This window comes from Winogradskyella psychrotolerans RS-3 (genome assembly GCF_000427335.1).
Taxonomy (GTDB): domain Bacteria; phylum Bacteroidota; class Bacteroidia; order Flavobacteriales; family Flavobacteriaceae; genus Winogradskyella; species Winogradskyella psychrotolerans.
Window position 1 is genome coordinate 32,142 of the sequence record NZ_ATMR01000102.1, and the last position, 24,050, is coordinate 56,191.

24 protein-coding genes are annotated in these 24,050 nt (G+C 32.5%); 18 read left to right on the top strand and 6 right to left on the bottom strand.

What is annotated here, in order from left to right:
- Positions 1–18 precede the first annotated feature (18 nt).
- The 8 genes from rsgA to rlmN all read left to right on the top strand — a co-directional run bounded on the left by rsgA (position 19) and on the right by rlmN (position 8,478).
- Positions 19–969 carry a ribosome small subunit-dependent GTPase A gene (gene rsgA, locus ADIWIN_RS10760; RefSeq protein ID WP_040757063.1) on the top strand — a complete coding sequence of 317 codons (951 nt, stop codon included), beginning with the start codon at positions 19–21 and terminating at the stop codon, positions 967–969.
- 45 nt (positions 970–1,014) lie between these two features.
- Positions 1,015–1,467 (top strand): D-aminoacyl-tRNA deacylase, encoded by a 453-nt coding sequence (gene dtd / locus ADIWIN_RS10765; protein ID WP_020895192.1) that lies wholly within the window; start codon positions 1,015–1,017, stop codon positions 1,465–1,467.
- Positions 1,468–1,713: 246 nt separating this feature from the next.
- The gene (locus ADIWIN_RS10770; RefSeq protein ID WP_020895193.1) at positions 1,714–3,627 is read left to right on the top strand and encodes a DUF3858 domain-containing protein; all 1,914 of its coding nucleotides are present in this window, start codon (positions 1,714–1,716) and stop codon (positions 3,625–3,627) included.
- 515 nt (positions 3,628–4,142) lie between these two features.
- Positions 4,143–4,271, top strand: coding sequence for a hypothetical protein (locus ADIWIN_RS21660; RefSeq protein WP_020895194.1), 129 nt, complete (start codon positions 4,143–4,145; stop codon positions 4,269–4,271).
- A gap of 2 nt (positions 4,272–4,273) precedes the next feature.
- The gene (locus ADIWIN_RS10780) at positions 4,274–4,600 is read left to right on the top strand and encodes a nucleotide pyrophosphohydrolase (protein ID WP_020895195.1); all 327 of its coding nucleotides are present in this window, start codon (positions 4,274–4,276) and stop codon (positions 4,598–4,600) included.
- A gap of 33 nt (positions 4,601–4,633) precedes the next feature.
- The gene (locus ADIWIN_RS10785) at positions 4,634–5,860 is read left to right on the top strand and encodes a 3-phosphoshikimate 1-carboxyvinyltransferase (RefSeq protein ID WP_020895196.1); all 1,227 of its coding nucleotides are present in this window, start codon (positions 4,634–4,636) and stop codon (positions 5,858–5,860) included.
- A gap of 67 nt (positions 5,861–5,927) precedes the next feature.
- Complete coding sequence (queA, locus tag ADIWIN_RS10790; RefSeq protein WP_020895197.1) at positions 5,928–6,977, top strand: tRNA preQ1(34) S-adenosylmethionine ribosyltransferase-isomerase QueA; 1,050 nt, start codon at positions 5,928–5,930, stop codon at positions 6,975–6,977.
- A 460-nt stretch (positions 6,978–7,437) separates the two neighbouring features.
- Complete coding sequence (gene rlmN, locus ADIWIN_RS10795) at positions 7,438–8,478, top strand: dual-specificity RNA methyltransferase RlmN (RefSeq protein WP_020895198.1); 1,041 nt, start codon at positions 7,438–7,440, stop codon at positions 8,476–8,478.
- A gap of 76 nt (positions 8,479–8,554) precedes the next feature.
- On the opposite strand, the gene ADIWIN_RS10800 is transcribed toward rlmN, so the two are convergent.
- Positions 8,555–9,610 (bottom strand): T9SS type A sorting domain-containing protein, encoded by a 1,056-nt coding sequence (locus ADIWIN_RS10800; protein WP_020895199.1) that lies wholly within the window; start codon positions 9,608–9,610, stop codon positions 8,555–8,557.
- A 594-nt stretch (positions 9,611–10,204) separates the two neighbouring features.
- On the opposite strand from ADIWIN_RS10800, the gene ADIWIN_RS10805 reads away from it, so the two are divergent.
- The 7 genes from ADIWIN_RS10805 to dnaG all read left to right on the top strand — a co-directional run bounded on the left by ADIWIN_RS10805 (position 10,205) and on the right by dnaG (position 18,023).
- Entirely contained in the window at positions 10,205–11,026 is an 822-nt protein-coding gene (locus tag ADIWIN_RS10805) for a T9SS-dependent choice-of-anchor J family protein (RefSeq protein ID WP_020895200.1), read from the top strand.
- A 200-nt stretch (positions 11,027–11,226) separates the two neighbouring features.
- Positions 11,227–12,204: a polyprenyl synthetase family protein gene (locus tag ADIWIN_RS10810; RefSeq protein ID WP_040757040.1), complete on the top strand. Its 978-nt coding sequence runs from the start codon at positions 11,227–11,229 to the stop codon at positions 12,202–12,204.
- Positions 12,205–12,364: 160 nt separating this feature from the next.
- The gene (locus ADIWIN_RS10815) at positions 12,365–13,060 is read left to right on the top strand and encodes a hypothetical protein (RefSeq protein WP_020895202.1); all 696 of its coding nucleotides are present in this window, start codon (positions 12,365–12,367) and stop codon (positions 13,058–13,060) included.
- Between the two features lie 149 nt (positions 13,061–13,209).
- A complete protein-coding gene (locus tag ADIWIN_RS10820; RefSeq protein ID WP_020895203.1) occupies positions 13,210–13,773 on the top strand; it encodes an RNA polymerase sigma factor in 564 nt (187 codons plus the stop codon).
- Positions 13,760–14,545 carry a hypothetical protein gene (locus ADIWIN_RS10825; protein WP_020895204.1) on the top strand — a complete coding sequence of 262 codons (786 nt, stop codon included), beginning with the start codon at positions 13,760–13,762 and terminating at the stop codon, positions 14,543–14,545. Before ADIWIN_RS10820 ends, ADIWIN_RS10825 begins: the two co-directional genes overlap by 14 nt.
- 116 nt (positions 14,546–14,661) lie before the next feature.
- A complete protein-coding gene (locus ADIWIN_RS10830) occupies positions 14,662–15,759 on the top strand; it encodes a hypothetical protein (protein WP_020895205.1) in 1,098 nt (365 codons plus the stop codon).
- A gap of 272 nt (positions 15,760–16,031) precedes the next feature.
- The gene (gene dnaG / locus ADIWIN_RS10835) at positions 16,032–18,023 is read left to right on the top strand and encodes a DNA primase (RefSeq protein WP_020895206.1); all 1,992 of its coding nucleotides are present in this window, start codon (positions 16,032–16,034) and stop codon (positions 18,021–18,023) included.
- 13 nt (positions 18,024–18,036) lie between these two features.
- On the opposite strand, the gene ADIWIN_RS10840 is transcribed toward dnaG, so the two are convergent.
- Positions 18,037–18,666, bottom strand: coding sequence for a response regulator (locus ADIWIN_RS10840; RefSeq protein ID WP_020895207.1), 630 nt, complete (start codon positions 18,664–18,666; stop codon positions 18,037–18,039).
- 139 nt (positions 18,667–18,805) lie between these two features.
- Positions 18,806–19,594, bottom strand: coding sequence for an NAD(+) synthase (gene nadE / locus ADIWIN_RS10845; RefSeq protein WP_020895208.1), 789 nt, complete (start codon positions 19,592–19,594; stop codon positions 18,806–18,808).
- Between the two features lie 84 nt (positions 19,595–19,678).
- Between nadE and gldB the strand changes: the two genes are divergently transcribed.
- Positions 19,679–20,647: a gliding motility lipoprotein GldB gene (gene gldB, locus ADIWIN_RS10850; RefSeq protein WP_040757065.1), complete on the top strand. Its 969-nt coding sequence runs from the start codon at positions 19,679–19,681 to the stop codon at positions 20,645–20,647.
- Positions 20,647–20,982 carry a gliding motility protein GldC gene (gene gldC / locus ADIWIN_RS10855; RefSeq protein ID WP_020895210.1) on the top strand — a complete coding sequence of 112 codons (336 nt, stop codon included), beginning with the start codon at positions 20,647–20,649 and terminating at the stop codon, positions 20,980–20,982. Before gldB ends, gldC begins: the two co-directional genes overlap by 1 nt.
- 6 nt (positions 20,983–20,988) lie before the next feature.
- Here gldC and ADIWIN_RS10860 read toward each other — a convergent pair whose 3' ends face one another.
- Together ADIWIN_RS10860 and ADIWIN_RS10865 are read right to left on the bottom strand one after the other, a co-directional pair.
- Positions 20,989–21,846 carry a hypothetical protein gene (locus tag ADIWIN_RS10860; RefSeq protein ID WP_152487250.1) on the bottom strand — a complete coding sequence of 286 codons (858 nt, stop codon included), beginning with the start codon at positions 21,844–21,846 and terminating at the stop codon, positions 20,989–20,991.
- A gap of 226 nt (positions 21,847–22,072) precedes the next feature.
- The gene (locus ADIWIN_RS10865) at positions 22,073–22,843 is read right to left on the bottom strand and encodes a hypothetical protein (protein WP_020895212.1); all 771 of its coding nucleotides are present in this window, start codon (positions 22,841–22,843) and stop codon (positions 22,073–22,075) included.
- 228 nt (positions 22,844–23,071) lie between these two features.
- On the opposite strand from ADIWIN_RS10865, the gene ADIWIN_RS10870 reads away from it, so the two are divergent.
- Positions 23,072–23,695, top strand: coding sequence for a DUF4230 domain-containing protein (locus ADIWIN_RS10870; RefSeq protein WP_020895213.1), 624 nt, complete (start codon positions 23,072–23,074; stop codon positions 23,693–23,695).
- Between the two features lie 3 nt (positions 23,696–23,698).
- On the opposite strand, the gene ADIWIN_RS10875 is transcribed toward ADIWIN_RS10870, so the two are convergent.
- Complete coding sequence (locus ADIWIN_RS10875; RefSeq protein ID WP_020895214.1) at positions 23,699–24,007, bottom strand: rhodanese-like domain-containing protein; 309 nt, start codon at positions 24,005–24,007, stop codon at positions 23,699–23,701.
- Between the last annotated feature and the right edge of the window lie 43 nt (positions 24,008–24,050).

The window sequence follows — 24,050 nt, forward strand, 5'->3', positions numbered from 1 at the left end:
ATGACCATCTTTGTTGTAATGACAGGAACAGTATATAAATCTACGGGCAGTTGGTACACTGTAAAAACCCTAAATGGTAAATTCTATGAATGTAGAATAAAAGGCCGTTTTAGATTGGCTGGTATTAAAAGTACCAACCCAATTGCTGTTGGCGATAAAGTAGAATTTGAGTTAGAAACTAAAAATAATACGGATACAGGCGTGATTCACCGAATTGAAGAGCGTAAAAACTACATCGTTCGTAAGTCGGTTAACCTTTCTAAGCAAACGCACATTATTGCATCAAACATTGATCAGGTGTTTTTATTAGTGACTATAGATAACCCTCCAACGTTTACCACTTTTATTGATCGGTTTTTAGTGACAGCAGAAGCCTATTCTATTAAAACAGTGTTACTATTTAATAAAGTAGATACTTATGATGAAGAGACTTTTCTAGAAGTAAAATATCTTGCTAGTGTATACAGAGCTATAGGTTACGAGTGTATTGGTATTTCTGCAACCACAGGAAAAAATATCGATCAGGTTAAATCCTTAATGGAAGGTAAAGTAAGCATGTTTGCTGGTCATTCCGGTGTTGGTAAATCTACTTTAGTAAATGCTATTGAACCGTCCTTAGATCTAAAAACCAAAGCCATTTCCTCGCAGCATAGCCAAGGACAGCATACCACAACATTTGCCGAAATGTTTGATCTTAGTTTCGATGCAGTTATTATTGATACTCCAGGAATTAAAGGATTTGGAGTTGTTGATATGGAAAAAGAAGAAGTTGGCGATTATTTTCCTGAGTTTTTCGCTTTAAAACAAGATTGTAAGTTTAATAATTGTATTCATCTCAACGAGCCAAAATGTGCTGTAAAGGATGCTCTAGAAGCTAATGAGGTTTCTTATTCAAGATACAAAAGTTATGTGCAGATTTTAGAAGGAGAAGATGAGCATTACAGAACGGATAATTGGGATGAGGCGTAATCGTTTCTAGTTAGTCGTAGTAAGGTTCGATTTAGTTATTAATATATGAGAATAGTAATACAAAGAGTTTCTGAAGCTTCAGTTGCTATAGATGATTCTGAAGTCGCAACAATTCAAAAAGGACTTTTAATTTTATTGGGAATTGAAAATGAGGATACTCAAGAAGACATTGATTGGCTCTGCAATAAAATAGCTAATCTTCGTATTTTTCCGGATGAAGATGGTGTAATGAATATCTCCCTAAAAGCTTCTGAAGGAAACGTTATTTTGGTAAGTCAATTCACACTTCACGCCAGTACAAAAAAAGGAAATCGACCAAGTTATATTAAAGCTGCGAAACCAGACATTGCAATTCCGTTATATGAAGCCTTTATTAAAACACTTCAAACGACATTAGGAAAATCTATACAAACTGGTGATTTTGGTGCCGATATGAAAGTGCATTTGGTCAATGACGGGCCGGTTACCATAATTATTGACTCAAAAAATAAAGAGTAATACCCAAGAGCAAATTACAACGCATATAATTTTAAAATTTTATTTGTCATTCCAGTAAGTAGAAATGAGTTAATACGGTTTGAAAGTCATGAGTATTCATTTATAAACTGAAATTTATCAATCAACTTTAGAAAGAAATAGGGCTCTCATCGAATAATTTAGAAACATAAGAGATTTATATCAGAAATAGTTTGGCTGTTTGTTTTTCCTTTCTATATTGTAGAACTAACCCGACAAAACTATCTAATGCTCAAATCACTACCTAGCAAGATTAACCTTTTTTCTTATGTATTGTTTTTTTCGATTTTCGGCTTTTCTCAATCTGAAGACACCTATATTGCAATGCTTGCTCCACAAGAACTAACAACAAAAGTTAATGCGATTGTTAGGTATGATAATCAAAAAATAGAGATAAATGCTATAGATAATATGGTGGTACATACAAAGCGTATCGTTACAGTTTATAACAAATACGGAGATAAGCATGCCAACTCTTTAGAATTTTATAGTGAAAACTCAAGTATTAAAACGATAGAAGCTAGAGTTTACGATAGTTTTGGTGAAGAAATAAAGAAGATAAGAAAGAATGACTTTACAGATAATAGCGCTGTAAGTGGAGGAACATTATATTCTGATAGTCGTGTTAAGTATTACGATTACACACCTACTAGTTACCCTTATACTATTGAGTTTATATCTGAAGTGAAACATAATACTACGGCTTTTATTCCCCAATGGAGACCAATCAACGGTTATTTTTTAGCCATTCAATTTGCCGAGTATAAAATTGAAAATAATTCAGGAATACCTTTAAAACTTAAAAAGGAAAATATTGAGAATAATAACGTAATTGAAGTCTCGGAGAATCATTTTAGAATCGAGAATTTTCCAGGGGTTAACTACGAATCGTATAGCCCTTCACTCGTTACATTTACTCCTAATGTAAAACCAGCACTTACGAAGTTTAATATGAATGGTGTAGAAGGTGTAAACACTAATTGGCAGGATTTTGGAAAATGGGTTTATGGAGAGCTTTTAACTGGTACAGATATATTACCGCAATCAGCTATAGACGATGTAAAAACGCTAACTGAAGGTATAGATGATAAAATTGAGCGTGCCAGATTGGTTTATAAATACATGCAAGATAGAACACGTTATATAAGTGTTCAGATAGGAATAGGCGGTTGGAAACCGATGTTGGCAGACGACGTAAGTAAGCTTGGTTATGGGGATTGTAAAGGTTTAACAAACTATACAAAAGCGTTATTAGAAGCCGTAGATGTGCCTTCGTATTATACGTTGGTTTTTGGAAGTCGTAATATTTTAGATATTGATGAAGAGTTTTCATCAGCTCAAGGGAATCACGCTATTCTTTGTGTTCCTAATAATGGTGAGAATATTTTTTTAGAGTGCACAAATCAAACTAATCCTTTTGGGTTTTCTGCTGGTTTTACGGATGATCGATCTGTATTATTAGTAAAGCCAGAAGGAGGTGAAATAGTACGAACTAAAATTTATGAAGCAGACGAAAGTCTTCAGAAAACAAACGCTAATGTTATTATGGATGCAACAGGTGGTTTTACGTCAGATGTAACTGTTAAAACTACAGGTTATCAGTATAGTCTGCATGATGGTATTCAAAATAAAACGGAACAAGATCAGCATATCTATTACAAGGACTATTGGGATAATATCAAGAATATCTTTATTGAAAATATCAATATTATAAATGATAAAGAAATTATTGTTCTAAGTGAAGCGGTTAAATTATCAGCAACAAATTATGCTTCAAAGAGTGGTGATAGACTTATTTTTCAACCCAATATGTTTAATACGGTGACTTCCATTCCTTCGAGATATACGGATCGAAAATTAGAATTTAAAGTAGAGCGTTCTTTTAAAGACTCTGATGAATTTATTATTCAATTACCAGAAGATTTTAAGGTGGAAGCCATGACAGAAGCTAAGGATATTAAAACCAAGTTCGGTACATATAGTTTTAAATTAGAAAAATTAGAAGCCAATAAGTTGAAATACACAAGAACTTATATTCTACTAAAAGGAAACTATCCAAAGGAAGATTATAAAGCGTTTAGAGAGTTTAGAAAACAGATTGTAAAACACGATAAAAGTAAAGTGGTATTAATTAAGGCTTAATGATTTCTTATATAATAATTCAACCTAATCACCAATACAATAATTAAAGACCCACTATTTACATTGGTAATAGTCTTAACTTTTTAAGTTCTCAGAATTATGGATTTAGTGAAATTTTAAACGCCTAACTAAAAGAAAAACATCCTATAAAAAATTCAGCTGCTTCTGCAGCCATTTTTATATCACAATGAAGATATAAGTTTCTTTTTTTTGTCATTAATAATTACAGATGTAAAATGACAACGGAGCTCACAGCAACTTTAAATAATAAGAAAATTATTGATAAGACGTATTCCTCTTTTTTCTCTATTATTTTTAGCAACGAAAGAAAATCCATTTAAATTGGAAGAACGTGAATATCCAATCGATTTGGTAATCCCTGATACAGGTAAATATATAGTTAATGTTTTGCTGTCAGAAGGCTCCGATGTAGAATTTCTTCCTAAGTCAGAAGTATTAGGTTTTATAATGTTAACGTAACATTTACGTATCTTGTTCAGCAAAACGGAAAATATTTGCAATTAAAGTCGCAATTAGATATTACTAATCCTTTAATTTTGCCAGTAGATTGCAAGGCGTTTAAAGCCTTTTACAGCAAAATAGTAGAAAAACAAGCGGAACAAATTGTATTAACTAAAGTATAAACATGGATATTAAAAACGCACAAAAAGAAGTTGACGATTGGATTAATGAACACGGTGTACGTTATTTTAATGAACTTACAAATATGGCGCAGCTAACCGAAGAGGTTGGTGAAGTGGCACGTATTATAGCCAGACGTTATGGCGAACAAAGCGAAAAAGAAAGTGATAAAGGTAAAGATTTAGGAGAAGAATTATCTGATGTAATGTTCGTGGTATTGTGCTTAGCAAACCAAACAGGTATAGATTTACAGGCTGCTTTTGATAAGAAAATGGATCTAAAAACAAAACGAGATCACAACAGGCATCACAATAATGATAAATTAAAGTAGTTTTGTAATTCATTTATATTTTAAAGCTTTCTTATGGACATTAGTATCCAAAAATCAAAACTAAATAATCACCAAAAGATTCAAATTACGGGATCTAAGAGTGAATCTAATCGATTGTTATTACTTCAAGCGTTATATCCTCAGATTAGTATCAATAATGTGTCTAATTCTGATGATTCAGTGCTAATGCGAAAAGCATTGATTTCAGAAACGGAACTCATAGATATTCATCATGCTGGTACAGCCATGCGATTTTTAACGGCCTATTTTTCAATTCAAAAGGATAGAGAAACTGTAATTACAGGGTCACCTCGTATGAAAGAACGCCCAATTAAAATATTGGTCGATGCTTTAAAAATGTTAGGAGCAGAAATTACGTATTTAGAAAATGATGGTTTTCCTCCTCTAAAAATAAAGGGTAGAGAATTAACGGAACATAAGGTTACTTTAGAAGCCAATGTGAGTAGTCAGTATATTTCGGCATTATTGCTAATTGCGTCTAAATTAGAAAACGGATTAGAATTAACGCTAAAAGGAAAAATAACATCTGTGCCTTATATTAATATGACTTTGAGTCTGTTAAATAGTATTGGTGTAGAAACTAGTTTTGTAGAAAACACCATTTCAGTAAAACCTAATGCAGCAAACCTAGAACCTCAAACACTAACTGTTGAATCCGATTGGTCATCAGCATCCTATTTTTATGGTTTAATAGCTTTAAGTGATGTCGATACAGAAATTACTATCGGAGCCTATAAAAACAAGAGTTTGCAAGGAGATTCTGTATTAGCTGATATTTATGAGAAATTTGGAGTTACCACGACGTTTTTAGATGAATCGATTACACTTCAGAAATCATCAAATATTGACATTAATTCTGTGGTTGAATTAGATTTAAAAAATGCACCAGATATTGCACAAACCATAGCTGTAACAGTATTTGGTTTAGGATTAGAATGTTATATGATAGGCTTACATACTCTTAAAATAAAAGAAACAGATCGTTTAGTCGCGCTTAAAACGGAATTAGAAAAGTTAGGTGCAGAAGTAATCATTACAGACCTTTCTTTACATTTAAAGCCATCAAAAACAGTTAATAGTAATATAACAATAGCAACATATAATGATCATAGAATGGCCATGGCTTTTGCTCCTTTAGGTTTAAAAGTGCCAATTGTTATCGAAAACGCTGATGTGGTGAGTAAATCATACCCTCAATTTTGGGAAGATTTTAAAGCGATAGGGTTCAATTTAAAATAAACCCTTATTTACTTGACAAGGCCTATGTTGAGATTGTATCTTTGCAATTCGAAAAAAAATAATATACATGAAATTATCACATTTCCATTTTGACCTTCCAGACGAATTATTAGCAGAACGTCCTGCAGAACACAGAGACGAATCTAGATTGATGGTTCTTGATAGAGCAAAACAAACTATCGAGCACAAGCAATTCAAAGATATTATCGATTATTTTGATGAAGGTGATGTGATGATAATGAATGATACCAAAGTGTTTCCGGCACGTTTATTTGGTAATAAAGAAAAAACAGGCGCACGTATCGAAGTGTTTTTACTACGTGAGTTAAACCAAGATCAACGTCTTTGGGATGTGTTAGTAGATCCGGCTCGTAAAATAAGAATTGGTAATAAATTATATTTTGGTGACGATGAAACTTTAGTTGCCGAAGTTATAGATAACACTACGTCTAGAGGTAGAACTTTGCGTTTCCTTTATGATGGATCTTACACGGACTTTAGAACAAAATTAACGCAACTTGGTGAAACTCCTTTGCCAAAGTATATAAACAGAGAGGTAGAGCCAGAAGATGAAGAGCGATACCAAACAATTTATGCAAAGAATGAAGGAGCTGTCGCAGCGCCAACAGCAGGTCTTCACTTTTCTAAACACTTATTAAAACGTTTAGAGATAAAAGGTGTTAAAACTGCAGAAGTCACTTTACATGTAGGTTTAGGTACATTTAACCCGGTTGAGGTTGAAGATTTGTCTAAACATAAAATGGACAGTGAAGAGATTGTAATTAAGAAAAGTGCTGCAGATATCGTAAATGAAGGTATAGAAAAGAAAAAGCGTGTTTGTGCTGTAGGTACAACATCAATGCGTACTATTGAAAGCTCAGTATCATCAAACGGAAGATTAAACGAATTTGAAGGATGGACTAACAAATTTATATTTCCTCCTTATGAGTTTAGCATTGCTAATTGTATGATTACTAACTTTCATACGCCAAAATCTACGTTGTTAATGATGACATCGGCTTTTGCAGGTCATGATTTTATGAAGAAAGCATACGAAGAAGCGGTAAAAGAAAAGTATAAATTTTACTCTTATGGTGATGCAATGTTAATCATCTAAGCACAGCAATCATAAACTATAAAAAAAGTCTCTTCATTGAGGCTTTTTTTTGTTTTTAATATTTTTGGCGTTACCCAAGGGTCAGGCTGTTCGCTGCAAGTCCTTGTAATTTGGATAAAAGATCCAAATTTCTGTGGGCTTTCCACTATAGCCAAGTTGAATATGTATTTTTGTATAAATAAATTGAATTATTTTTAGATTAATAGAAACGAAAAAATCTTAGCATAGCCTGTGTTACGGTACTATTTTTTTGTAAAGAGTAAGCTAAAAAGAAACGATTTATGACAACATTACATGTTTAATTTGGCATTTATCCTTAACGCGCCATCCGATGTTCACCTGTTACTTTAAACCAAATATGATACTCTAAATCGATATGAATTGAGATTTTTATCTTTGCAGCATAGCGACTTTACGAGAAGCCTCAATTTTAATAATACATTCACTACTTTTGCAAAATATGGAAACCAAGAAAAAAGACGTAAGAGCACTAACCAAAGACCAATTAAGAGATTTCTTTGTCTCACAAGGAGATAAAGCTTTTAGAGGGAATCAGGTTTACGAGTGGTTATGGCAAAAGTCAGCCTATAGTTTTGAAGATATGACTAACGTATCTTTGGAAACACGACAAATGCTAGAAGATAACTTTGTTATTAACCATATAAAGGTAGATCAGATGCAACGTAGCTCTGATGGTACTATTAAGAACGCTGTAAGACTTCACGATGATTTAATTGTAGAATCTGTACTTATACCAACAGCAACTAGAACTACAGCATGTGTGTCGTCTCAGGTGGGTTGTAGTTTAGATTGTAGGTTTTGTGCGACGTCGCGATTAAAACGTATGCGGAATCTAAATCCAGATGAAATATACGATCAAGTGGTAGCTATAGATAACGAAAGTAGATTATACCACAACAGACCGTTGAGTAATATTGTTTTTATGGGAATGGGAGAACCTTTAATGAACTATAATAACGTTCTTAAAGCCATAGATAAAATCACATCACCTGAAGGTTTAGGAATGTCACCAAAACGAATTGTGGTATCAACCTCTGGAGTGCCAAAAATGATTAAGAAGATGGCAGATGATAATGTGAAATTTAAGTTAGCAGTTTCACTGCATTCTGCAATCGATGAGATTCGTACGTCTATAATGCCATTTAACGCAACATTTCCCTTAAGCGATTTGAGAGAATCTCTTCAATATTGGTATGCCGCAACGAAGAATAGAATAACTTATGAGTATGTGGTTTGGGATGGTATCAATGATAAACGAAAAGATGCAGAAGCTCTAGTTGAGTTTTGCAAATTCGCACCTAGTAAAGTCAATCTTATAGAATACAATCCTATTGATGATGGCGAATTTCAGCAAGCCGATTCAAAAGCCATAGATATGTATGTTAGTGTTCTTGAGGCTAATAATATTACGGTAACTGTAAGGAGAAGTAGAGGTAAGGATATTGATGCCGCTTGTGGACAGTTGGCTAATAAAAGTTAAATCATTTTTAAATTAAGACATAAAAAAAAAGCGGCAATTGCCGCTTTTTTCATTTTTAATATTTGTAATCAGAAGATTATTCTTTCGTTACTCTCAATGTTTGCGTTTTATCTCCAGAAGTAATTTTAACTAAATAAAGTCCATTTGATAATTCAGACATGTCAATAGATGAATTAGTAATCTCATTTTTAGAGAAACTTGCAACGTTTTGACCTAATAAGTTAAACACTGTAACATTATCAATTTCTTGAGATGATTTAATGTTTAAAATATTAGCAGTTGGATTAGGGTATACACTAAAAGTAGTTAATGCGTTTTCATCAATACTTAATAATGTATCATCAGTAGTAAAACTCCATACAGTTGTAGTTGTTGTTGCTCCAAAACAATTAACAACATCAATACTCCAATAGTAAGTAGTGCTTACAGCTAAACCAGTAATTAGGTCACCACTGTTAATCCCTTCAAGAGTTTGTGTAGGAGGGTTGGTTCCGCCAATATTTAAATTGTATGTTTCACCATCTATTGCTGGAGCTGTCCACTCAAATGATAATCCACCGTCTGGTGAGCTTATTGCAACAGCTGTTTCTCCATCTGCAGGATAAGGTGCAGTTGCTGTTGATGAAGGTATTGTAGTCTCATTACAAACAGGGCAATTTTCTCCATCAGTACCAGTAATAGCAGGAAATCCATTATTAACTGCTGAATTTGTTGAAGTACCACAAGCAACTCCTTCTTCAGAAATTACAATAGTATATGTTCCTGCTTCAGTAGCTGTCCATGTTATTGCGCAAGTAGATCCTGCGTCTAAACCAACAGCATCAGTAGCACCAGAAGGAGCAATAATTGTATAGCTAGGTACCCAAGTACCAGCACCATCACCATTACATAGGCTAAAAGTGTAAGTGTATCCAGATATTATATTGTCCATTAAATAAGCTTCATCTGCCCAAGCTGAAAATGTAAGTTCATTAAAAGGAGATCCAGTTCCATCGTCACATGGCGCACCACCAAATGTGCCATTGAAATCAGTGTATGGTCCTGCTGCTGAGTCGACCGTACATTGTGCAGAAATTTGATTGCTAAATATGAATGTAAATAAAGCAAAAAGTAATAAAGTAATTTTTTTCATGTGTTTTTGATTTTTTAATTAGTAGGTATAAAGTTACAAATTATTCTGAGGAGTAAAAGTTAAAATTTCTATTTTCGTAATGAATGGAGTGGATTCAGCTCTATTTTAGATATTTATTTTATGGCTATTAATTAAATGTTGCTTATTTAACTAAGAAGATTTACTAAGGAATAACATGTTGTAAAAAAGCATTTTTATGATTTTAGAATTAATATAACAACCTGCGGCTTAATCTTTTTAACCCTTTTTTTGTGCCTTTTGATGAAAAATATTAATAATCTAACCCACACTACTTTGTTTATTGATCCCAAACTTTAATAGCAGATTTTACTAAAACTGATTTTTTTTTTTTGAATTACAGGTTAAAGAAGTTTTAGAGACTAAAATTTATGGTAAGCCATTATGTGTAATCAAAGTAGTAATTCTTTTCTTTATGAATTTGTTATGAATTCATCTTATTTTTTATAAAATAACAGTTCAGACACGTCTTTATTATCAAGTTCGAATAAGAAAGTTAAATAATCATTTTGAATTTGTTTCAGTAGTAGAAAATTTATAAATTGGTTATTTAATCATTAAATAAAACTGAAAGACATGAAAAAAACATTACTCGTATTATTTTTAGTTCCATTATTTTCATTTGGTCAAAACCTTTTTAGCGAAGATTTTGAGGTTATAATAGATTTATCTGCAGAAGGATGGACCTTGTATAATGATGGAAATATTCCTCAATCAGGTTATTCTCCAATTATCACAGATGCTTGGAGTATTGTTGATTGGGAAGCTGAAGAAGGGAACTTTGCGGCTGCCACAACGTCATGGTTCACAGTGCCTGCATCAGCGGATCGTTGGTTGGTAACACCTGGTATTGCAATACCTGAAGGTGCAAATGCTACATTGTCGTTTAAAATAAGATCACATGATGTGGAACCTTGGGCAGACGGCTATACACTTAAGATTTCGACAGGAACGGCTTCTAAAGCAGATCTATCAACTGATTTACTAGTTGTTGCTGCGGCAGAGAATGATCTTTTAGAAAATGTAACAACGACAACTGTAGATTTAAGTTCGTATAATGGAGAAACCATTTTTCTCGCTTGGGTAAATACCCATACTGACGGAAATTTATTAAGTTTAGATGATATTTTAATTGATGGAGTCTTAAGTGTAAGTGACTTTAGTAAGGTAGCTACGGCTATTTACCCAAATCCAACAAATAGCGAATTTAAAATCGATTTGGTTAACTTAAATGATTCTAATAATTTTGACATTTCAATTATAGATATTAGTGGTAGATTATTAAAAAAGTATAATGTTCAAGATTCTTATGATATTTCGGACCTTAGTACTGGTACTTATATTGTTAAAATTACTGATGGAGCTAATTCTTATACTCAGCAATTAGTAAAAAAATAAATTTTAAGTTTGTAATAATTTTAAAAAACCATTTTCAAAAGAAAATGGTTTTTTAATATCTAATTGTTAGTAAAATGGAATTCGTAAATTACTATAGGTAATACATACATTATTCTTTTGCTTTTATTTATTGTAAAAAGCTTAACATTAATTGTAGTTTTGTGTAATTCGAGAATCGATTTTTGAGTTTATCCATAAAAATGAAAATAACCGAACAGATAAAACAACCTATTGCCTACGAGATGGATCTTTTTGAACAAAAGTTTCAACTCTCTATGGCTAGTAAGGTAGCACTTCTCAATCGTATTACTCATTATATAGTAAACCGTAAAGGCAAACAAATGCGACCAATGTTTGTGTTTTTGGTAGCAAAAATGATGAATAACGGAGAGGTTTGCGAGCGCACCTATAGAGGTGCTTCGGTTATTGAGCTCATTCATACCGCGACATTGGTTCATGATGACGTGGTAGACGATAGTAACCGAAGACGTGGATTCTTTTCAATTAACGCCCTCTGGAAAAATAAGATTGCCGTTCTCATTGGTGATTTTTTACTGTCTAAAGGGTTATTACTTTCTATAGATAATAATGATTTCGATTTACTAAAAATCATCTCTGTCGCTGTACGCGAAATGAGCGAAGGCGAATTACTTCAAATAGAAAAAGCGAGACAGCTAGATATCACCGAAGATATATATTACGAAATCATCCGACAAAAAACCGCAACTTTAATTGCGGCCTGTTGTAGTTTGGGTGCCGCTTCTGTAAAGCCTAATTCACCAGACGTAGAAGTCATGCGTAAATTTGGTGAGTTAATAGGTATGGCATTTCAAATTAAAGATGATTTGTTCGATTATGGTAAAGAGGCCATCGGTAAACCAACAGGTATAGATATTAAGGAGCAAAAAATGACGCTTCCACTAATTTATGTACTTAATAATTGTACTAAGAAAGAAAAGTCGTGGTTAATTAATTCGGTTAAAAATCATAATAAAGATAGAAAACGAGTTAACGAGGTCATTACTTTTGTTAAAGACAATGGTGGCTTGGATTATGCGGTTTCTAAAATGAAAGCTTTTCAAGAAGAAGCCTTAACTATATTGGCAAATTACCCCGAATCACCTTACAGAGCATCTCTTAAGCTTATGGTGGACTATGTTATTGATCGAAAGAAGTAATTTAATAATCTTTATTTTAAAAAATAGCGCTATAATAAATTAGAGCCTTTTTTATAATGCAAGCTTTATGACTATCAATTCTGTTTTTCTTTTATCTGGGTTCGTCATTTCTATGGTGCTCAGCTATTTTTTTGTTAAAAGGTTAGGTAAAAGTGGCTGTATGACTTTTGGCTATATAAGTCTAGTAATACTCTCTATTAATAGTTTAGCTATCGGTTCATTGTTCTTTATGTATAGCGCTAGTTACGATATTTACGCAGTGCTAACATCTGGGCAAAATTATACATCAACTGTTGTTAGTTTTACATCAGAAGTCCATTATGATTCAGATGATGGAAGTTCATATATGATGTACACACCAACAGTAAGATTTATAACTCAGAATAATGAGGAGGTTCATAGAGAATTAGATTTCTCTACCTCCAGTATGCAAGTTGGAGATATCTATAAAGTTAATTATAACAAAGCATCAGGTAAGGTTATTACACTCGGTTTTAATCTCGTAATAAAATTTATAGGAGCATTTATCTTCTGTTTTATATTTTTATTTCTATGTGTAGGTATATGTATGTATGCTTTTAATTTTGAGATGACAAGCTATAAAGATTCAATTGCTAAGGTTGGTCTTTACTTTTTTATTCCATTTCTTATGATTGGTTTTAACTTATTACTGATTTATGGCATATTCTATGGTAACACGGTGCCTGCTTGGGTAACTCTTATGCTAGTCTTCTTTTCGATAATGCTTACGCTTGGAACCTTAGGATATTTTAAAATGATGTTTTCTACAAATGAGCCTAAAACGGAAAAATTAGGTGTAAAAAAGTGGAAGCATCATAGGAGAATTAAAAAATAAATCAAATTATTACATAATTTAAATAACTAATATTCAGTACGTTAAAATTTATTTTCGATTTTTTTTATTTTCAAAGCAACCTTTAATAACAAAATTGCGTCTTTATAAATAGAAAGGCATCTGAACGTTATCAGAATTTAAACCAAACCATGAAAGTTATTCAACTTCATAAAAACGAAACTAAACTTATAGAGCGCGCTGCGAAACAAAATCGTGAAGCACAGCATGTATTGTACGAGTTACATGCGCCAAAAATGTTGAGTGTTTGTAGGTACTATATAAAAGATGTGTATCAATCAGAAGAGGTAATGTTGAATGGTTTTTTTAAAGTGTTTAAATACTTAAAAACGTATAAACATGAAGGTAGTTTTGAAGGTTGGATAAGACGAATTATGGTTCGCGAAGCTATTTCATATTTAAGACAAAAGAAGACTATAGAATTTGCAGTTGAAGATGATTATTTGGATCAAGGCTCAGAAAACAACATTAATACAAATATCGAAGTTGCAGAAATACAACAACTCATAGATAGTTTACCAGAAGGATACCGAATGGTTTTTGTAATGTATGCGATTGAAGGGTATAAGCATAATGAAATTGCTGAGTTATTGAAAATATCAGAAGGCACTTCAAAATCACAATTGTTTAAAGCACGACAGATGCTTCAAAATAAATTAAAAGAATTAAATAACAACAGTTATGGCACCAATTAAGTTTGAAGAAAATATAAAGGATAAGCTGGAGAAGCGAACCTTGTCGCCATCATCAGAAGGTTGGTCTAAGCTATCTGAGCGTTTAGATGCAGAAGATAACAAATCTAAAAAACCAATGTTTTGGTGGTTAAGTATAGCCGCAGGTTTATTGATTATGATTGCGATATCAATACCGTTTTTTAGTACACCAGAATCGGAAATGGTGTTGCCTCAAATCGTTGAAGAGGAGGTGATAGAGCAACAATTAAATAATGAAATCTTAAAACCAAATCAAAAAGAATCCATTAATGTTGTGGTTAAGGATAAAAACGTAGAAGATAAAAAAGAGGATTTAGCAGCAGATAACAAGTCAAATAAAATAGATTACAAAAAAACGGTAAACAAAAAGTCTGAGTCTCAAGATCAATTAGCAAACACGGGTGAGCTAAAGAGGAAACGTATTCTTCTAAATGAGGAAGAGCGACTTAATAACGAAGCACAACGTCTTTTAAAAGAAGCAAAGTTAAAAATTGCAGTAGCAGAGGCTATCGTTACTTTAAAGTCTGAGAAAACATCAGTTACAGATCGAGAAATAGATTCTTTATTAAAAATGGCGAGTAAAGAATTGTTTAAGCAAAACATCCAGAATGAATCATCAAGAACAGTAGATGCAAATAATTTATTAATGAGCGTTGAAGATGAAATGGGACAATCCTTTAGAAGTAAAGTATTTGAGGCCTTAAAGGAGAGTTACGGAACGGTTAAAACTGCGGTTGCAAATCGTAATAACTAAGTCCCTTTAAAAAAAGGGATCTCATTAAGAGACCCTAGAACAAGAATCAAATTAGTTTGGTTGGTAGCGTAGCCGAAGTAAACATCAATAATCAATAAATCAAAAAACGAACAGTTATGAACAGCATTACAAGATTGGTAGCATGCTTAGTGATAGCACTAGCATTTACAACAGTACAAGCACAAGAAACAAAGGTTGATAGCACTAAAACGTCAGCGAATCACTTAAAAATTGAATCACTTAAAGATCTCAAAATTAACATCGAAAATGAAGAAAGAGATTTTTTAAAATCAGAAATAGCAGCGATTAATCAACGCTTAGATGACGGTAAAATAACAGCAGCAGAAGCAGAAAACTTAAAGAAGGAAGCTGCAAAAAACAGAGCTCTAAATATTGAAAATCGTTTAGCTATTATAGATAATAAAATCGAATTATTAAAAAGAAACGATGATACTTATAGTGTTGAAGATGGTGAAGAATATGGTTATGTCCTTAGGATAGGATCTGGAGAAGAAGACAAGGAAAGCTTTGTTTATTTTGGAGAAAAATCTAATGATAAGCCTAGAAAATATGATAGACGTACAACTACAAATGTTGTCTTTGCTTTAGGATTTAATAATGCTTTAATCGAAGGACAGAGTCTTAGTGATTCACCATATAAAATAGCTAACTCTGATTTCTATGAATTAGGCTATGCTTGGAAAACTAGAATTTTTGAAGACTCTAATTTCTGGAGATTAAAATATGGCTTCTCTTTTCAGTGGAATAAATTTGAAATGAAGGATAATAATTATTTAGTGAATACTGATGGCGAAATTTCGCTTCAAGAATTTCCTTCAGATTTAAATAAGTCAAAGTTTAGAACAACTAATTTAGTATTTCCAATGCACATAGAATTTGGACCTTCTAAAAAAATTGAGAAAGACAATTACTTTAGATATTCAACGCACAAAAAATTAAAAGTAGGTTTAGGTGGTTATGCAGGTTTAAATATTGGTAGCATGCAAAAACTAAAGTACAAGGACGATGGTGATAGAATAAAAAATAAGCAACGTGGTGGTTATGAGGTTAACGAATTTGTGTATGGCTTAAGTGGTTATGTGGCTTTGGGAGAAATTGCTTTATATGTAAAATACGATCTTAACCCAATATTTAAAAATCAAGTGGTAGATCAAAATAATATTTCAGTAGGTATACGTTTTGATATGGATTAAATCAATCAATTTTTGGGTGTTAAAAAGTCTTAATCGTATTTTAGATTAAGGCTTTTTGTTTGTGTCGATTTCCTAAAGGTTATTGACAATGTTAAATCCAATTTATAATAATAATGTCGAAATGAGATGTTTTAATTTGAGCATCTTTAGTAGTTGTGAAGAATCAATCTGTCATTAAGTAGTCTTATAGCAAAAATCAAATTAGTTTTTATGAATAGCTTTTAATACAAATTGTTTTATCTTAAATTTGCAAACTTGCTAAAACACTAAAATTGATCTCACAAAACTCCATTGCACAAGTATTTGAAACCGCTCGCGTAGAAGAGGTAATTGGCGATTTTGTACAGTTAAAAAAAGCGGGTACAAACTATAAAGGCTTAAGTCCTTTTAGTGAAGAACGTTCTCCAAGTTTTGTGGTGTCGCCAGTTAAACAAATTTGGAAAGATTTTTCGAGTGGAAAAGGTGGTAATGCCGTGACATTTTTAATGGAGCACGAGCATTTTACGTATCCTGAGGCTATAAAATATTTAGCAAAAAAGTACAATATTGAAATAGAAGAAACTGAACGCACCGACGAAGAAAGAGCACAAGCAGATAACCGCGAGAGTTTGTATTTGGTGAGTGAGTATGCTAGTAGTTATTTTCAGAATGTACTGCATAAAACAAATCCAGGAAAAGCCATTGGTTTAAGCTATTTTAAAGAGCGTGGCTTCACAGAAGAAACCATTAAGAAATTCGACCTTGGTTATTCTTTAGACGAGTGGCAAGGGTTTACAGATGATGCCTTAGGTAAAGGCTATAAACTTAATTTTTTAGAGCAAACCGGTTTAACTATTGTTAAAGGAGAAAAACGTTTCGACAGATTCAAAGGCAGAGTGATGTTTCCTATTCATAGCATGAGTGGGCGTGTTCTTGGTTTTGGTGGACGTATTTTAACCAATGATAAAAAAGCTGCCAAATATCTAAATTCACCAGAGAGTGAAATCTATCATAAAAGTAAGATCTTGTATGGTCTATATCATGCTAAACAAACGATAGCAAAAGAAGATAATTGTTACTTAGTAGAAGGTTATACAGATGTCATTCAGTTTCATCAAACAGGTATTACCAATGTGGTGTCTTCTTCTGGTACAGCCTTATCGCCAGATCAAATTCGCTTAATTAACCGTTTAACAAATAACATTACCGTTCTGTTTGATGGTGATGCCGCAGGAATTAGAGCATCTATTCGTGGTATCGATTTAATACTAGAGCAAGGAGTAAATGTTAAAATTTGTACGTTTCCTGATGGTGAAGATCCTGATAGTTTTTCTAAATCAAACACCTTAGAAGAGCTTACGGCTTATCTTGAAGGGAATGCCAAAGATTTTATTCAGTTTAAAGCCTCGCTTTTAGTTAAGGAGGCTAATAATGATCCGATTAAAAAAGCGGAGACCATTCGCGAAATCGTGAACAGTATTGCTAAGATTCCCGATCAGATAAAACGTGAAATTTACATTCAAGAATGTGCGCGTATTATGGATATTAGCGAGAATGTACTATTTACAACTTTAGCACAAATTAATAATAAACAGGCTCAGGATAATAATAAACCCAAGTCGTATACTTCATCTAGTTCTTCTGATCCAAATGAACCTCCATTTGAAGTTTTTAGGAATGAAGAGCCTAGTCGTAAGCCAAAAGTTGATATTCAATATGAATTAGAGAAAAAAATTATTGAAATTTTGATGCTTTATGGTGATAGAACAGAGCAGTTTGAGGACTTAATTCTACAAGAGGACGAGACCTCAGGGGAGTTGCTTTTAGAGCCAACAAAACATGAAGCGCGTGTATTTGAGAAAGTATATTTAGATCTTCAAGAAGATGAAATGCAATTTTCTAATCCACAATTTAAAGCACTTTATTATTCTATTATTGATAAATTGAATCAAGAGGAAGGGTTTTTAACCAAAAATTTCATCAATCAATTAGATCAAGATGCAGCAAGTACAGTTACAAGTATTTTAATGGAGGATGAGCGCTATAATCTACACGATTGGGAGCGTAATCTAATTATACCTAAAGAAAAGAAAGATTCTGTGTCACAGCTAGTGAGTCAAACTATTCTAAGTTTACGTTGTCATTTAATTGATCAAAAAGTAGCCGAATATAAAAATGAAACCTTAAAAGAAAATGTCGATCTACGTGTTATAATGGAAGATGTAAAAGATTATGTTGGTCTTAAAATGTTGTTGTCTCGTAAGTTAGGCAAAGTTTTGGGCTAGTAATAAAATCTTATTAGGTTAAATTGTGATGCTTCGCTTGGTGAATTAAATCAACAATATTTGTGACATTTAACTTCTTAAACAATCGGGCTTTATACGTGCTAACTGTTTTTTCGTTAATATCTAATTCTTGCGCTATTTCTTTATTTTTACGACCAATAGAGAGTAGTTTTAAAACTTCAACCTCTCTAGTAGATAGCTTTTTAAACATGCGACTTCTGCTTTTGCGTGTGTCTTCATAACGGAAATGCTTATCCATTTTTTCGCTTAGAGACGTTTCGCCAGCGCTAATTTTTCTAATGGCAGTTTCTATTTCGTCAACGCTAGCTCCTTTGTTTAAATATCCAGAAGCACCTGCTTTAATTGTGCTTATGGCATATATTTCTTCAGGTTGATGACTAAACATTAAAACCTGAACAGATTTGTTTTCCTTTTTTATGGCTCTCAGTGCAGTAATTCCGTTAAGTTCTGGTAAGTCGATTTCAGATATAATAACGTCAACTTTATTGCGTCTTACAAATTCAAATATCTCAATTCCACTTCCTAAACTACCAATGACTTTAAAATCTGCTTTACTGTTTAAAAATAGTTCTAATCCTGTCCTTACAATAGGATGACTATCTACAATCAGAATATGTATCATGATAATTGTATTTTGGTTTTTGGTTAGGGTTAATATTTACTTTGTATAATGTTAATTTCAAAAACTGTGTGGATGCTTATTGAGTAAAAATAGTTAAAAATTAAATAATTTAGCTAATTTGTTTGGTAAAATGCAATAATTATTTTAAATTTTTAGGAATTTCACAAACTGGTATTGGGTTCATTTTGTGTTTGTTGGAAGAGTTGTAACGCATATAAATAGTAATGACCTCGCGTTTTCTGCCTTCAAAATCGCTAGCAGTCTTACCTTCTTCTGTAACTTGCATTGCCCATTCCAACTCTGGGTAAGACGCTCCAATTTGATCTTCATCGCTACGAGCATCTCCAAAGAGACCATCGCTAGGAGCAGCTTTTATAATTGATTGTGGTACGTTTAAATAATTTCCAATAGCATACACTTCTGATTTCATTAAATCGGCAATCGGACTTAAATCAACTCCGCCATCACCATATTTTGTGTAAAAACCTACACCAAAATCTTCAACCTTATTACCTGTACCTGCTACTAAGAGTCCTAAAAGTCCTGCGTGGTAGTATAACGTTGTCATTCTCAAACGAGCTCTAGTGTTGGCTAATGCCATATCAACAGTAGCTTGATTGCTGTTTAAACTTACTTCTGTTTTAAATTCTTCAAAAACAGGAGTCAAGTTTACAACGGTATCTTTTACATTAGGAAACTGACTTTTTAAAAACGAAATATGTTCTTGGGCTCTTGTGACATGACTTGGAGCTTGGTGAATTGGCATTTCTATGCATAAAACATCAAAACCAGTTTTGGCACAAAGTGTAGAAGTCACTGCGGAATCAATTCCTCCAGATATTCCAATAACAAAACCGTTTACTTTGGCGTTTGTGGCATAGTCTTTTAGCCAATTTACAATGTGATTTACTACGTTTTCGGTTTGCATAATTTTTAATTTTTAAAACAAAGAAGTGTACCTTTGCACAACAAAAATAACGCAATCGAGTTAGGATTAAAAATATTTTACCAGATGCAGATAAGAATTTACTTTATTTTATTAACAGTTTTTACAATGCTTTCTTGTGATAAGGAATCTAAAGTTGAACAAGAAATCGCTAAAATTGAAGTCAATTTTAATGTAGAACGTTTTGATAAAGCATTTTATGAAGCAACTCCCAAAGATTTATCGCAGTTAAAAGCGGCTTATCCATTTATGTTTTCTAAACATACGCCAGATTCTATTTGGGTGAATAGAATTAATGACACTTTACAGAATGAAATTTTGCAAGAAGTCGATTATGCTTTTAAAGATTTTAAGGAGCCAAAAGAAGAGTTGGTTGCCATGTTTCAACATATTAAATATTATGATAAAGTATTTTCTGTGCCAAGAGTTATAACCTTAACTAATGATGTACAGTATAGAGATAATGTTATTGTTACCGATAGCATTGCTTTGATAGCCTTAGATAATTATTTAGGGGAAACTCATCGGTTTTATGTAGACGGTAATATACCAGCGTATTTGGCTAAAAACTTTACACCGGAGCGGATTGTGGTGGATTTAGCTGATGGTTATGCGAAAAAATATGTTTTTCAAGCCAACAGAAAAACCTTGTTAGATGAAATGATTTACTTCGGAAAATTACTCTATTTTAAAGACGTTATAATTCCGTTTAAAACAGATGCTGAAAAAATTGGTTATTCTGAACTGCAACTAAAATGGGCAGAAGCCAATGAAAGTCAGATCTGGAGTTATTTTATTGAAAAAGAATTATTATACAGTACAGACCCTAAATTGCCAAACCGCTTTATTGCAGATGCTCCGTTTACAAAGTTTTATCTTCAATTAGATAATGAGTCGCCAGGGCGTTTAGGTCAATATTTAGGCTGGCAAATTGTAAAAGCTTATGCAGAAACTACAGGTGAGGATATGATGAAAATTATGCAAACTGAACCTGAAGAAATATTTAGAAAATCAAAATTTAAACCAAAAAAGTAATGTCTAAAGTTATAAAATCTAAAATAGTATTAAACGTTGAACTCGATGAGAATAGAGTGCCAGAAAAACTAAACTGGTCAGCTCAAGATGGTGGAGTAGATAACGAAGAGGCTAAAGCGATCATGTTATCCGTATGGGATAGTAATGCGCAAGAAACTTTAAAAATAGACTTGTGGACTAAAGATATGCCAGTAGATGAAATGAAACTTTTCTTTCATCAAACTTTGGTGACCATGAGCGATTCATTCTTAAGAGCGACACAAGACGAAAAAATGACTGGAGATATGAAAGATTTTTGTGATTATTTTGCTGAAAAGCTTGAGCTTAAAAAGTAGAATACCTTAGTTACGGTCTAGATTATGATCCGTTTTATAGTATGGAACGAAATTAAAGCTGTCCGATTCGATATTCATATAGTTTGTCTTGTTTCTTCTTTTATGTTGCACAAAGCCAGTTGTATTGTGAATTTGCCAAACAGTAAGCTCGTTTAATCGTCCTGAAAAGGTTTTCATATCAATCTCATTTTTTTGAATCATACGATCAACAGTTTTCTGATCTACTATTTTTAATATCTTTTCAGAACTAGAACCGTTGTTTATCTTATGAATGACCCAATAGGTAGATTTTGCAGTGTTTTCTGCGTTTTCTCGTGGTCGTATTGATGTTTTAGATGTGAAGCCTTTACTTAGTGTAAGCGACTTTTCTTCTTTTATAAAAGGTGTAGCTGTTTTTCCGGATAGACTTAAGTCGGTCCTCCCGGTATTATTCTCAGAACCAAAGGGTTCTTTTTTAACTGTAGAAACGACTTTTGAAGGCGATATGTCTTTACTGTAAGGACTTGTAGTGGTAGTTAGTAAAGGAGTTAATTTCTGTAAATTGAAACTTTCATTTCGCAACAGCGTAATAACAATAAGTTTGTCAATTAGGACTGCTTCAACGGCATAACGACCTACAGGTATGTCTGCAATTAGAAGTTTTGCATTTGTATCTTTTACTTTAATGATACGTTCAAAATCATCATTGAAAATCATGATTTCGTAAATAGTACGTTCAGATTTAAAGATGATGCTATCTTCAGTTTTATTAAGGTGGTGTTGTAGCTCTTTAGCTCTATTGTTTACATTTTGAAGTAGTACGGATTTTTGCCCATAAACTAGGGATGACAAAAGTAACAATACGATGAAGTATAGTCGTCTCATAATAAGTAGGTTTTTTGTTTTGGGGAACAATTTTAATACCAAGCAAAACAATTAAATTACTTTAATATTACAGACAAAGTTATGTGCTTTTTAGAGCGCTGCATTAAAATTTAGATGCATGGTATATTTCTTTGATAATGTGTTATGTCCACCGATATAACACATATAATAACGTGGAAAGTGTTGTTTGTTTTATGCTAAAATCAAGCTAATTATTATTTAAAATCTATAAATTTTGAATATTATTAGTTGTAGAATAATAAGGAATGTGATTATATAGATCGGTTGATGATGAATATACGAATTCTGGATTCGAAACCTGGTTTTCCATAAATTCGCCTTTGTTATAGACTTCCCAAACCGTCAACTTATTTAGTTTACCAGAGTCACTGTTAATCTCAAGTTTATGTCTATGAATCATTTTGTCTACTGATTTCTGATCGGCTAATCTCATAGTTTTACTAGAGCCACTTTCATTAATGATTTGTGTTTCTGTCCAAAAATATTTTTGATTTTTAGCGCTATGATTTTTTGCTTTCCCACCAGTTAAAATAAACTCTATACTTTTATTTGGGGAACTCTTAATGACTTTTAGCTCTTCATCTAACATCATTCCTTTTCCTTCTATTATTTGTTCCATGTTATGATACAGGCCCGAATTAGAAGTGTCATTATAATCGTCATGCTTAATTAAATCCATAACGATAATCTTTTCATCTATTCTGGTCTCTATTATAAAATTTCCATTCGGGATATCTTTTAAAGAGATTTTGGTGTTGTTAGCTTCTACAATAATCAGTTGTTCGTAGTTTTCATTGAAAATTTCAACTTTTAAAATCTTAGAATCACAACCTAACATTAAGCTGTCTTTGGTAGAGTTTAAACTGTGTTTTAATTCTTTTGCTTTTGGATTCGTGTTTTGAAGTAAAATTATGTTCTGACCAAAACTTATAGAGGTCAAAAGTAGGACTAATAATGTGCTTATGTTTTTAATCATAACAATTATATTTTTAGATTAGAGAACTTGCAAATAAGCTGTTTTGGGACATCAATATTTGATTAGTATACTACTAAGTTATCACCATAAATTGATAGATAATGATATTCAAGATGTGTTACGTTTTTCCTAGATAATACACTTAAGTCCTCGTTGTAAGGCAGATAAACAAGATTTAATTACACCTTATTTCAGCCATTTTGAATTGTATTTTTCTTAAATTAGCCTATGCGGAAAATAGTATTTGGTGTTATCTTAACCTTAATTGTTGTATTCACTTTTAGATATTGTGATGATAAACAGGAAGATAAAATTGTACTAAAAGAAAGTAGTGCTTTAATTCAAGAGCAAATTAAGAATGTTGGTAAACTTGTGGTTACCGAAGGTCATTTTAGTGAAGTGTTCACATACAAGAATTCTAAAGGTGTTTTCGGTGATTTAATTTCAGCAGAAAAGAAAGCTTTAGTCATCGTAAATGCAGATGTAACTATTGGTTACGATTTAAGTAAAATTGAATATAAAATTGATGAAGCAACTAAAACACTTCAAATCCTAAGTATTCCTAAAGAAGAAATTAAAATCAGTCCAGATTTTGAATATTACGATATGCAGGCGGATTATCTTAATCCATTCGAGGCCAAAGACTATAATAGTATAAAGGAGACGGTGAACAAGTCGCTAATGAAAAAGATTGAAGCGTCTGACTTAAAATCGAATGCACAAAACAGACTAATTAGCGAATTGGCTAAGTTCTTTATGTTGACTAATTCTTTAGGTTGGACACTAGAATACAATCAAAGTCCTATTTCAGAATTAAGTGAGCTTAATAATTTAGAACGTATATTCGATTAAAACTTAGCTCAACTTCCGTTGTAGGCTACTCATTCCGCCACCATTTATAGCATCAACACCTTTAGACTTCAGTAGACTTGCTGCACTACCAGAACGCATGCCACTTGCACAATAGGCTATAACAGGTTTGTTCAACTTCTTAACTTCATTAAATCTATCACCTAATTCCTGAACCGGAATATGTACTGCATTTTTAATATGACCGCCTTGGTATTCGCTAGGTGTTCTAACATCTAAAATTACAGCATCTTTTTTTAAGTATTCTGCAACCTTGTTAGTCGATTTTCCAAATAGAGCATTTAATAGTCCCATGGTATTTATTTTTAAGCAAACTTCTGAAAAGTTAAAAGAAGCC